This is a genomic window from Enterococcus sp. PF1-24 (assembly GCF_029893325.1).
Taxonomy (GTDB): Bacteria; Bacillota; Bacilli; order Lactobacillales; family Enterococcaceae; genus HY326.
This window is the reverse complement of record NZ_JARXWL010000022.1, coordinates 1-12,520: the sequence shown is the minus strand read 5'-3', so window position 1 is coordinate 12,520 and position 12,520 is coordinate 1. Positions and strand designations below refer to the sequence as shown.

10 protein-coding genes and 1 other annotated feature are annotated in these 12,520 nt (G+C 37.3%); of the genes, 9 read left to right on the top strand and 1 reads right to left on the bottom strand.

Annotation, left to right across the window (positions count from 1 at the left end; genetic code table 11):
- Nucleotides 1-189 precede the first annotated feature (189 nt).
- The 6 genes from M2139_RS10125 (at nt 190) to M2139_RS10100 (ending at nt 6,866) form a co-directional block, all read left to right on the top strand.
- The gene (locus tag M2139_RS10125; protein WP_280738767.1) at nt 190-1,050 is read left to right on the top strand and encodes an SPFH domain-containing protein; all 861 of its coding nucleotides are present in this window, start codon (nt 190-192) and stop codon (nt 1,048-1,050) included.
- Between the two features lie 2 nt (nt 1,051-1,052).
- Nucleotides 1,053-1,214: a hypothetical protein gene (locus tag M2139_RS10120; protein ID WP_280738768.1), complete on the top strand. Its 162-nt coding sequence runs from the start codon at nt 1,053-1,055 to the stop codon at nt 1,212-1,214.
- Nucleotides 1,215-1,436: 222 nt separating this feature from the next.
- Entirely contained in the window at nt 1,437-3,644 is a 2,208-nt protein-coding gene (locus M2139_RS10115) for a bifunctional (p)ppGpp synthetase/guanosine-3',5'-bis(diphosphate) 3'-pyrophosphohydrolase (RefSeq protein WP_280738769.1), read from the top strand.
- Nucleotides 3,645-3,710: 66 nt separating this feature from the next.
- Nucleotides 3,711-4,157: a D-aminoacyl-tRNA deacylase gene (gene dtd, locus M2139_RS10110; RefSeq protein ID WP_280738770.1), complete on the top strand. Its 447-nt coding sequence runs from the start codon at nt 3,711-3,713 to the stop codon at nt 4,155-4,157.
- Between the two features lie 314 nt (nt 4,158-4,471).
- Complete coding sequence (locus M2139_RS10105; protein WP_280738771.1) at nt 4,472-5,962, top strand: helix-turn-helix domain-containing protein; 1,491 nt, start codon at nt 4,472-4,474, stop codon at nt 5,960-5,962.
- Between the two features lie 130 nt (nt 5,963-6,092).
- Complete coding sequence (locus M2139_RS10100) at nt 6,093-6,866, top strand: hypothetical protein (protein WP_280738772.1); 774 nt, start codon at nt 6,093-6,095, stop codon at nt 6,864-6,866.
- 70 nt (nt 6,867-6,936) lie between these two features.
- Here M2139_RS10100 and M2139_RS10095 read toward each other — a convergent pair whose 3' ends face one another.
- Nucleotides 6,937-7,761 (bottom strand): MBL fold metallo-hydrolase, encoded by an 825-nt coding sequence (locus M2139_RS10095; RefSeq protein WP_280738773.1) that lies wholly within the window; start codon nt 7,759-7,761, stop codon nt 6,937-6,939.
- A gap of 189 nt (nt 7,762-7,950) precedes the next feature.
- Nucleotides 7,951-8,154, top strand: a binding site (T-box leader).
- A gap of 56 nt (nt 8,155-8,210) precedes the next feature.
- Here M2139_RS10095 and hisS point away from each other — a divergent pair.
- From hisS to M2139_RS10080, 3 genes are all read left to right on the top strand, one after another.
- Nucleotides 8,211-9,500, top strand: coding sequence for a histidine--tRNA ligase (gene hisS / locus M2139_RS10090; RefSeq protein ID WP_280738774.1), 1,290 nt, complete (start codon nt 8,211-8,213; stop codon nt 9,498-9,500).
- An 18-nt stretch (nt 9,501-9,518) separates the two neighbouring features.
- Complete coding sequence (aspS, locus tag M2139_RS10085; protein ID WP_280738775.1) at nt 9,519-11,288, top strand: aspartate--tRNA ligase; 1,770 nt, start codon at nt 9,519-9,521, stop codon at nt 11,286-11,288.
- Nucleotides 11,289-11,465: 177 nt separating this feature from the next.
- Nucleotides 11,466-12,341: a YitT family protein gene (locus M2139_RS10080; RefSeq protein WP_280738776.1), complete on the top strand. Its 876-nt coding sequence runs from the start codon at nt 11,466-11,468 to the stop codon at nt 12,339-12,341.
- Nucleotides 12,342-12,520 lie beyond the last annotated feature (179 nt).

Sequence of the window (12,520 nt, the reverse complement as noted above, 5' to 3'; positions counted from 1 at the left end):
AGTAAAAGAACGCCTAAGCAATGGGAGTAATAACTGCAGTAAAATGAAAAAAATTAAAACCTTAAAACGAACAAGGATGTCAGTTCCACTTATCAAAGAATCAAGCTAGTGGAATGATATACGGCGTGAGAATCAAACTAATTTTTCAGAGAAAAATTAATACCTTAAAACGAACAAGGAGTGGAAAACATGAGTATTAAAAGAGCAGAAAAATTCAAAGAAAAATCCGAGGGACCTGTGACACCACGAGCAATTAAGTTGATTATCCAACTTGCGGTTGTGGCAGTTGTTGTTGTGTTGGCTAGTTTCAAATTCTTTGAAAAAATTGACAATGGGTACGTTGGGGTTCGCTATTCAATCAATGGCGGGATTAAGGATGAAGTTTTAGCTCAAGGGGTGAAATTTGTCGGTATTGATAACGTGATTCAATATCCAATTCGCTTGCAAACCATCCAAGCAGAAGGCGTTTCTGTTTCAACTTCTGATGGTAAAAAAACAAGCATCAATATTAAATACGATTACAAAGTAGATTCTACTCGCGCTTCAAAAATGTACAAGGAATTTGGGAATATTACCCCAGATGATATTGAAGAAGGTTGGTTAAAATCTAAATTACAAAAAGAAGCTCGCGAAGTTTATTCAAAATATAGTTTATTAGATGTGTTATCTGGTAAATCTTCCGCTGTTGAAGCAGAATTACTAGAAAATTTTGCTAAAGCTGTTGAAGGTAAAGGGTTTATCGTAGAAGACGTAACGGTAGGGGTGCCAGAAGTTGATGAAGAAACTCAAAAATCAATTGATGCGATTATTCGCGCTGGTCAAGAAAACGAAAAAGCTAAATTAGATTCTGAAACAACGAAAACACAAGCTGACGCTAATGCTTATGAAGTAACTAAAGCAGCCGAAGCTGAAGCCGAAGCGAACCGCAAAATTGCTGAATCAATTACCGATGAGTTAATTCGTTATGAAGAAGCACAAGCTCGTAAAGAACACGGCTGGGTGACGGTAAATGGCGCTGGTACCGTTGTAACAGATACGACAGGTGAATAAAAATGGGATATTTTATCTTTAGAATTTTATTAATGATTGGCTTACCTTTATTGGTGTTATACAGTCTGTTGTCAGTAGTAAAGTTTTTTAGAGGAAAAAAAGCCAATAAAAAAGCTGAATCAAAATCGAAATCTGATGATGACGATGACTGGGCAGCGTTTTAAGAAATAAAAGGAAGCAGACAATCCAATGCGATTGTCTGCTTTTTGCAATTAGTTGTTAATAAATACCAATAATCTTGGGAATCCTGGTCTTCCAGATTGAAAAAAGTAGTGAAAATTTGTATAATAAGTAAAATTAGTGCTGCTGATTTAGTAGTGCTTTTATTTATTAAGCAGTGCTTTTGAAGAATTGCTTTTTAAATAGAGGAAGGAGTGTGAATCACGATGCCAAGAGAAGAAAATATGACCGGCGAAGAAGTTATCGGTCTTGTAAGTAAATATATGTCGCCAGAACATACGGCGTTTGTACAAAAGGCATGTGATTATGCTGCTAAGGCTCACGAAAAACAAGTACGTAAATCAGGGGAGCCTTATATTATTCATCCGATTCAAGTGGCGGGCTTATTAGCCGAATTACGCATGGACCCGCATACGGTAGCTACTGGTTTTCTCCACGATGTTGTTGAAGATACTGAAATCACCTTGGAAGATTTAGCTGAGGAATTCGGTGAAGATGTGGCGATGTTAGTTGATGGCGTAACGAAATTAGGGAAGATTAAATATAAATCTCACGCTGAACAATTAGCTGAAAACCACCGAAAAATGTTATTAGCGATGGCTCAAGATTTACGGGTCATCATGGTTAAATTGGCTGACCGTTTGCACAATATGCGGACTTTGAAGCATTTAAGAGAAGATAAACAACGGCGGATTGCCCAAGAAACTTTAGAGATTTATGCGCCTTTAGCGCATCGCTTAGGGATTAGTACCATTAAATGGGAATTAGAAGATACAGCTTTACGCTATTTAAATCCTAAACAGTATTATCGCATCGTTAATTTAATGCAGTCTAAACGGGAAGAGCGGGAAGATTACGTTTCAACCACGATTGAAGAGATTCGTTTAGCAACCGAAGAATTAGAAATTTATGGCGAAATTTATGGACGACCAAAACATATTTATTCGATTTATCGCAAGATGAAGGACCAAAAGAAACAGTTTGATGAAATTTATGATTTATTAGCGATTCGGGTAATTGTTGATAATATTAAAGATTGTTACGCGGTTTTAGGGGCGATTCATACGAAATGGACGCCAATGCCCGGTCGTTTTAAAGATTACATTGCGATGCCTAAAGCCAATATGTATCAGTCGTTGCATACCACGGTGATTGGACCTAAAGGCAATCCGGTGGAAATTCAAATTCGAACCTATGAAATGCATGAAATTGCTGAATTCGGGGTAGCCGCTCACTGGGCTTACAAAGAAGGCAAAACTGAAAAAGTTTCTCCTGATAACATGACTAAACATTTAAGCTGGTTCCACGAATTGATTGAACTGCAAGATGAAAGTTATGATGCTTCTGATTTTATGGAAGGTGTTAAAGGCGATATTTTCAGCGATAAAGTCTATGTTTTCACGCCAAAAGGTGATGTAACAGAATTGCCAAAAGGCTCTGGACCACTAGATTTTGCTTATAGTATCCATACGGATGTGGGAAATAAAACCACCGGTGCTAAAGTTAATGGCAAAATGGTGCAGTTGGATTATAAGCTTAAAAATGGCGATATTATTGAAATTTTAACTTCACCTAATTCTTTTGGCCCGAGTCGCGACTGGTTGAAAATGGTAGCTACTAGCAAAGCTCGCAATAAAATTAAACGCTTCTTTAAAATTCAAGACCGCGAAGAAAATATTATTAAAGGGCGCGACGCGATTTACAAGAGCTTGCAAGATTTAGAGTTTACGCCGAAAGAATTTTTCACAAAAAACAAAATAGCCGAAGCGTTAGAGCGATTCAATTTTCAAACGGAAGACGATTTATTTGCGGCTGTCGGCTACGGCGAAGTCAGTCCTTTAACGGTAACCAATCGTTTAACAGAAAAAGAACGACGAGAACGAGATAAAGAAAAACAACTGCAAGAAACCGAAGAGTTGTTAAATAATAAAAAAGAACCTGAAAAAATGAAAGTGCGCCACGAAGGCGGCATCGTCATTCAGGGGATTGATAACTTGCTGATTCGGATTAGTCGCTGTTGTAATCCGGTTCCTGGCGACGAAATTGTCGGCTACATTACCAAAGGTCGCGGCGTTTCCATTCACCGCGCAGACTGTCCTAACGTGAAAAATCAATCCGAAGTAGCTGAGCGTTTGATTGAGGTTGAGTGGGAAGATGCTGTTGGCAGCGCGAAAAATTATGATGCCGATTTAGAAATTTATGGTTATAATCGCACTGGTTTATTAAATGATGTTTTACAAACGATTAGTTCCATGACGAAAAATTTAGTCAGCGTTGAAGCGAAACCAACTAAAGATAAGATGGCCGTAATTCATTTGACGATTGCCATTCAAAATTTAGCTCATTTGCGAACGATTGTTGATAAGATTAAAAGCGTGCCTGACGTTTACAGCGTACGGCGGACAAATGGTTAAGTTAATGTACTCTTAGTTGTAGGAATATTTTCCTACAACTTTTTTGATAAAATAAGGAGGTTAGTGATGAAAGCAGTTATTCAGCGGGTTACTCAAGCCAGCGTAACGATTGAAAAGCAAGTGATTGGAGAAATTCAACAAGGTTTTGTTGTTTTGCTAGGGGTTCATGAAGAAGACACTGAAGCAGAGGTGGATTACTTAGTCCGAAAAATTACCATGATGCGGATTTTTTCTGATGGAGAAGGGAAAATGAATTTAAGCATTCAAGATATTCAAGGGAGTATTTTAAGTATTTCTCAGTTTACTTTATACGCCGATACTAAAAAAGGTAATCGTCCGAGTTTTGTTAAGGCAGCTAGTCCAGAGCAAGCGATTGCTTTATATGAATCTTTTAATCGTAAATTGGCGCAACAAAATATTTCGGTGGCAACGGGAGAATTTGGTGGCGATATGCAAGTGGCGCTAAACAATGACGGACCGGTAACGATTGTCATTGACACTAGAGATAAATAACGTAAATTATTTTAAAGACTAGTTTTATCATTTTTTCGTTTAAACAAAAAAATGATAAATTTAGTCTTTTTTGTTGATTTCTAACAGGGAATTTGAAGAAAAAATGCTGAAATGAGCTTCTGTCACATGCTTTTTTTAGAAAAAGTGCTATACTGTAGGTAAGAAATTTGTTTGTAAAAATGACGTTTTCAATAATTTAGTAGAAGTGTGATAATATTTCTGCTTTTAGCAATAAAAAATGAGTTTAGTCCATATTTTAGCGAGGAGTATTTAGTGAGTCCTAAGTATTTCTGCTGGGTTAAGAGGTGAGTATTTTGGAAATAATTTTATCAACTGCCATGCATCGCCGAATTGAGTTGTTAAATATCTTAAGTACGGCAAAAAGCTGGTTGCACTTGGATAAATTGGCACGAGCAGTAGACGCTTCTAAAAAAACCGTCATGAGTGATTGCCAATATCTTGAAGACCGTTGGCCGCATATTTTAACGATTGAAACCAGCAAAAAAGATGGTGTACGCCTGCTGGAAGCTAATAATCGTTCTGTTCATGATATCTATGTAGAGATGATTCGCGAGTCAACAACTTTTTCACTGTTGGAAGGCGTCTTTTTTGAACCTAATCGTTCCAGTGAGTATTGGGAGAAGAAGCTTTTTTTAAGTGCTTCGAGTTTATATAGGGCGACTGGTAAGTTGAATAATGCTTTACAAAATCGTAATATGGAACTAAATCGCAGTCCTTTTCAATTGGTTTCAGAAGATGAACGGGTTGCTCGCTACTTCTTTTCTTCTTATTTTTTAGAAGTTTATGGCATTCATGAGTGGTCGTTTGCGGTACCTAAGCAGACGGTTATCAAATTGGCGATGAAAATGAATCAAGATTTTAACTTAAGATTGAACGATTCGCAAATGGTTGAGTTGGCGTTTTTAATCGTAGTCACGCTTTATCGGGAGCAACAAGGCTGGTTGATTACCAATGTTAACTTTGAAGATCCCCTTTATCGTGAACGAGTTGAAAAAATGAAACGCTATGAAGATGAAATTCAAGAAATTTTGGATTCCATGGGAGTGGTGATTGATACCAATCTCGGTAGTGACTTTACTTATTCGATTTTCTGGTGGGAATTTGGTTGGGATAATCCGCAAGAGCGCATTAGGATTGATCAATTGGCGACTAATTTTACCAATATTTTAACTGATGTATTAAACGTCCCACTTTCTGAAGAAAATTTGGAGAAAATTGTTTTACTTTTTGAATATGTCTATGCCAAACATAAAATGTATCCTTATAAAAAATATATCGTTTATAATCGCACTCTCTTTTCCAGTGTTGGGTTGCAACAATCCTTTGTACTATACACTAAAGTGGTTGAAAAAACCTTAAAAGAAAAAGAGAAAAAATATAAATTTCCTTGGTATTCCATGTATTATGAAGAAATTTTAGATGAAGTTTTAATTCGCTGGGATAATTTAGCAGAAGATTTAGTGGCTCGTAGACCGCAAATCAAAATTGGTGTCTTTAGTGATTTGGGCATTGATCACGCCAAATTGTTGGCAAATTTAGTGGGGCGCCATCTTTATGAAAATGTCGAAGTTGTGGTGCAAAATCGGCCTTTCCATGAAGTCAATCGCTACACTTTTCCTGATTTAGAGTTTTATGTGTCGAATTTTAATATTGAAGGGATTCCTGAAGAAAAATTATTTATTGTGGAAGATTTTCCTTCTTTCAAAAATCAATTAGATCTACGCCGGCGGATTGATGATCGTCGCTTAAGCTATTCCCGCAAAATTCCTTATTTATTAGAGTAAAAAAAGATTTGTTTCAATCAGCTGACGATAACCCGTCAGCTGATTTTTTGTAGAAAATCAAAGAAATAGCTAGCTTCAATTGACAGCGCAAACTTGTGAGGTACAATAGAAATTAAAAGGGGATACAGATATGAAGAAAATAGTGATAAGTTTACTTGCAATTGGCGGACTGTTTTTATTTGCTGAAGAAGCTGAGGCAGCTGGCGCAGCAACCATGTATCGGATGTATAACCCAAATAGCGGTGAACATTTTTATACAGGAAATACCTTTGAGCGAGATGGTCTATTTGTTAAAGGGTGGAATTACGAAGATGTGGCTTGGTATATTGATTCTGATGCTGGTGGTGAGGTTTATCGCCTGTATAATCCCAATAACGGCGACCACCACTACACTTTAGATATTAATGAAGTAGCCCATTTGGAAAAAGTCGGTTGGAAATACGAAGGCCTTTGTTGGTATTCAGATTTAAATGAAGCAATTCCGATTTATCGGGTTTATAATCCGAAAGCGAAAGTTGGCAGTCATCATTATACAGCTGACCTTAATGAAGTTAAACAGTTAGTTAAAGCTGGTTGGAAAGATGAAGGAATTGGTTGGTATGCCTATGCTTTAGATAATTCTAAAGGATTAGTTCCTGCTGAAATTAGAGGCACTTATGAAGGTCGTACCAATGATAAGCAGCCTTTGCGTCTATGCTTTGCCAAAAATGAAGTGTTGACTAATGATACTTCTGTCAAAGTGGAGAGCGTTAATTTTGCAAATGGCGGTTATTATATTGCGTGGGATGTGGCTGAATATGAAGCTCGCTACAATGAAACGTTGTTAGGCCCACAAGCTCTTTCTCTTAGAGCTGAAGGCGACCACTACATTTACTTTGGAAATTATACCGTTTATAAAAAATAAGTGAACTTTGCTATTAAGGATAAAATTCAGAGAATTAATTTCTGCTGGATTTTGTCCTTTTTTATAAAAACTATTCGGTTAAAGCAAGTGTCATCCCGGTATTGATTTCTGAAATTTGCTCACCAAGCACCTGTTTTAATAGTTTATAAGCTTTTTTACCGGTACAGTGACAAGTGAGAATTTTTTTAATAGGTAATTGCTGGAGCTGTTTACCCAAATTGATAATGCTGTCCTTATCGGTGTTTAAATTATTCAAATAAGGAACGCTAATCAAATGAAAACCGCCAATTAAGTATTTGATTGGTTTATTAGGAAATAAAGTCAGTGCTGTTTCTACCATATTCAAAATTCCGTGGTGGCTGCAACCGGTGAAAAGAATGATTTCATCCGCTAATTCTTTAATCAGCATTACTTCATCTTCAAAAGTATCTAAAGCTATTTTGTTGTTTCTTTTTACATATAGATTTTTAGTAGGGATTTTTGCAGTACCTAAAGGAACTAAGTATAATTTATCGGCAATTGCTGTTTTTTCTGTAATATAGTTTAGCTTGAATTTTGTTAAAGGAATTTTTTTCGGCAGACCAACATAAAATTTTGTTTTAAAAACTTGGATGTATTTAGCAGCTAAAGCATCTTTTGATAGATAAAGGGGTGTCTGATTTGTTGGTAAATAGCGCAAGCCGCCAGCGTGGTCGGCATGACCGTGAGAAAGAATAATCCCATGCAAGTTATTTAAGTTTACTTGTAACTGCTGCGCGTTAGCAATAATCTTTTTATTTGGCCCGCTATCGAATAAAAATTGCTGCTGTTGGTCTTCGATTAAAAGACTTAAACCGTGAGCTTGTGTAACCGATTTATTTAATCGAGAATTTTCTACTAAAACCGTAATTTTCATTATTTACCCTCCTTGCACATGAATGTGCGTACATATGAATTCTTGTTCATGTTAAAAGAAATCGGTGCTTTTGTCAATTCTTATCTGTGAAATAATTGTAGCGATTTCCTGAAGCAATTTTGAACTTTAGCGAAAAAATCGCTAAATCACCTTGACTTTTCTTGATGTTTCTAGTAATTTAGAGATAATCTAAATTCTGTGAAAGAAAGAGTACGCTTTAGAAATTTTTAGAGAAAACTGTCGTGGCTGAAAGCAGTTTAACCAATAAAGCTGAAAGACATTCTGGAGAAGGGTTGAAGTAAAGCTGCCCCGTGTACGAGCGTTAATCGTTTGAGGAAAGAGTAATCTTTCAAAATTAGGTGGTACCACGTATGACTTTCATCCGTCCTTGTTCATAGAACAAGGGCGTTTTTTTGTTTTTTATGAAATATTTTAATAGGAGGAAAAACATGAAATACCAACGACCAAAAGGCACAAGTGATATTTTGCCTGGTGAAATAGAAAAATGGCAATTTGTTGAAGTTACAGCACGTTCGTTGTTTGGCAATTATCAATATCAAGAAATTCGCACGCCGATTTTTGAACATTTTGAAGTGATTTCCCGCAGTGTGGGGGATACAACGGATATTGTTTCAAAAGAAATGTATGATTTTTACGATAAAGGGGAGCGTCATATTACGCTACGCCCTGAAAATACGGCGCCAATTGTCCGGGCTTTTGTAGAAAATAAATTATTTGGTCCGGAATTTGCGAAGCCTTATAAAACTTTTTATTGTGGACCAATGTTTCGTTATGAACGACCACAAAAAGGTCGCTTACGGCAATTTCATCAGTTAGGGGTAGAAGCTTTTGGTAGCAGCAACCCAGCAACTGATGTGGAAACAATGGTGATGGCCTTAGCTTTCTTTAAAAAATTAGGCATGAAGCAATTTCGTTTAGTGATTAATTCTTTAGGGGATAAGGAAAGCCGTCAAAATTATCGTCAAGCGTTAATTGACTATTTAACACCACATTTTGAAGAATTAAGTGGCGACTCGCAACGGCGCTTGCAAGAAAATCCTTTGCGAGTTTTAGATAGCAAAGATAAAAGAGACCAACAGTTTGTGGCAGATGCGCCATCTATTTTAGATTATTTAACGCCAACTGCCAAAGCCCATTTTGAAACAGTTACAAAAATGTTAGATGAGCTAGCTGTGCCTTATGAAATTGATAGCAATATGGTGCGGGGCTTAGATTATTACACTCACACAATTTTTGAAATTATGAGTGATGCACCTGGCATGGGGGCGCAATCAACGATTTGTGCTGGCGGCCGCTATGACAATTTGGTGGAAGAATTAGGTGGACCTGAAACACCAGCCTTTGGTTTTGCCATGGGGATGGAACGGATTTTAATTGTTTTAGAAGCAGAAGGCGTTACGCTGCCTGCCGCTCACCATTTAGATGCTTACGTGGTGAATTTAGGGGAAGTAACCAATATTGAAGGCTTGAAAGTTACCCAAAGCATTCGTGATGCTGGTTTTTCGGCAGATCGTGATGTGATGAATCGCAAAGCCAAAGCGCAATTTAAAGCTGCGGATCGTCAAAAAGCCCAACTGGTATTAACTTTAGGTGAAGACGAGTTGGCAAAAGGTGTAATTAACGTAAAATCAATGGCAACACGCCTTGAGAAAGAATACAAATTGGTAGATGTGTATGAAAACTTTGCAGCAATTTATGCAGAAATGACACAAGTTTAAAAAACGGAGGGATATTTAATGGCAAAAAGAACAACTTATTGTGGCTTGGTAGCTGCAGATTTATTAGAAAAAGAAGTAACTTTAAAAGGCTGGGTTCAAAAACGTCGGGATCTTGGTGGGGTCATTTTTATTGATTTAAGAGATAGAGAAGGCATCGTCCAAGTTGTTTTCAACCCAGAACTTTCAAAAGAAGCGTGGGAAATCGCAGATAAATGCCGTAGCGAATACGTAATCGAAATCACCGGGAAAGTCATTCGTCGTGATGCTGAAGCGATTAATCCGAAAATGGTAACTGGTGAGTTTGAAGTAATGGCAAATACGATTACGATTTTAAATGCCGCTAAAACACCACCATTTATGATTGAAGATGAACAAAATGTTAATGACGAAATGCGGATGAAATATCGTTATTTAGATTTACGTCGTCCCAAAATGAGTAATAATTTCAAATTACGTCATAAAGTGACGAAAGCGGTTCGGGAATATTTAGATGGCAATGACTTTTTAGATATTGAAACGCCTTATTTAGCAAAATCAACACCAGAAGGCGCTCGTGATTATTTAGTTCCTTCACGAGTACATGCCGGGCATTTTTATGCTTTACCACAATCACCACAAATTTTGAAACAGTTATTAATGGGGGCTGGTTTTGACCGTTATTATCAAATCGTTCGTTGTTTCCGTGATGAAGATTTACGGGGAGACCGCCAACCAGAATTTACTCAAATTGATATCGAAACAACTTTCTTAACACCGGAAGAAATTCAAACTTATACAGAAGAAATGATTGCTAAAGTCATGCAAGAAGCTTTAGGGATGACCGTGACTCTACCATTTCCACGGATGAGCTATGACGAAGCCATGAGTCGTTATGGTAGCGATAAACCTGATACTCGCTTTGATATGGAGTTAATTGATTTAGGAGAAGCGGTTAAAGACGTTGACTTCAAAGTTTTCCAAGCGGCTTTAAGCAATGGCGGCGTGGTTAAAGCGTTAAACGCTAAAGGCGCGGCTGAAAAATATTCTCGTAAAGATATGGATAACTTAGGCACTTACGCCAGTCAATTTGGCGCTAAAGGCTTAGCTTGGTTAAAAGTTGAAGAAGACGGCTTGAAAGGCCCAATTGCTAAATTTATGGGAGATGCTACCGAAGCGATTATTGCAGCGACTAATGCTGAAGTTGGCGATTTATTAATGTTTGGCGCTGATGATAGCAAAATTGTTGCAGCGACGCTAGGGGCGATTCGTTCACGCTTAGGTAAAGAACTAGGCTTAATTGACGAAAGTAAATTCAATTTCTTGTGGATTGTTGACTGGCCATTGTTTGAATACGATGAAGATGCCGGTCGTTATGTGGCAGCTCACCATCCATTTACTTTGCCAAAAGCGGAAGATATTCCTTTGTTAGAAACAGCACCGGAAAAAGTTTATGCCGAAGCTTACGATATCGTCTTAAACGGTTATGAATTAGGTGGCGGTTCATTGCGGATTTATCAACGGGAATTACAAGAAAAAATGTTCGCTACTTTAGGGTTCGATAAAGAAACTGCTGAAGAACAATTTGGTTTCTTGCTAGATGCGTTGGATTATGGCTTCCCACCACACGGCGGTATCGCTTTAGGTTTAGACCGCTTAGTGATGTTGTTGGCCGGCGAAGACAATATTCGTGAAGTTATCGCCTTTCCGAAAAACGGTCGGGCAGCTGACCCAATGACCGAAGCGCCAAGCCCTGTTTCACCATTACAATTATTCGAATTAAACATTGATGTAACTGCAATTGAAGAATAAAACTGTTAAAATCTGAATTATTAGAAAATTCTAGAACAACTTTAATCGGTTGTTCTTTTTTTTTATGAAAAAAAGTTGTATACTGTAGCTAATTTTGATGATTAACTAGCCGCGGGATTTTGCTGATAGACAATTGCTTGATACCTACTGCTTTTTATTGGGAGAAAATAAAGTTTTATGAAAAAGTTTTATGAAGAGTTAAGTGACAATAAATATACTAGTAAACTTTCCGTGGCAATTGTCTATGCTTTAATGTCATCCATTGCCATTAACTTTTTTTACCAACCGGGGAATATCTATTCTTCAGGGATTACCGGTTTAGCTCAAATTTTGACTAGTCTATTTTTGAAAAAGTTAAGCATGAATATTCCAGTTTCTGTTACTTTGTATTTATTGAATATTCCTTTGTTCTTAATGGCCTGGAAAACAATCGGCAAACGCTTTACAATTTTTACTATCTTAACCGTTACTCTTGGTTCTTTGGCTGTTCAAATTATGCCAGAAACAGTTTTAACAACTGATCCGATTATTTGCGGGATTTTTGGTGGAGGCTGTATGGGTTTTGGCGTCGGTTTTGCTTTGAAAAATGGCCTTTCTTCAGGTGGTTTAGATATTATTAGTTTGACAATTCGTAAAAAAACCGGTCGGACAATCGGTTCGATTTCGATATATTTTAATGCTTTTATTGTTTTTATTTCTGGTTTATTATTTGGTTGGCAATATATGTTTTACAGTGCGCTATCAATCTTTGTGTCCGGCAAAGTAACCGATGCTGTCTATACGAAACAAAAGAAAATGCAAGTGATGATTGTGACGAAGCACCCGGAAAAAGTTATCTGTGGCATTCAAGAGCGCATGCGCCGTGGTATTACGATTATTCACGAAGCAGAAGGCGCCTATAACCACGACAAACAAACGGTCTTATTTACCGTGGTAACCCGCTTTGAATTGCCAATGTTAGAGGCAGCCATGAAGCATACCGATCCCCATGCTTTCGTTAGTATTTCAGATAATGTAAAAATTTTAGGGCGTTTTTATGAGGAAACGATATGAAAGAAAAAAGGCAAGAATCTCGCTGGGAACTGACCCAGAATAGTGGGACATAATAAAAAAGCACTTCTTGTTGAATTCAAGTAATGTACCGACCCCCAAAAGTTAGACCAAAAATCTAACATTTGGAGGTCGGTATTTTTATGGCTAAATATAGTTTTGAACTCAAATTGAAAATAGTT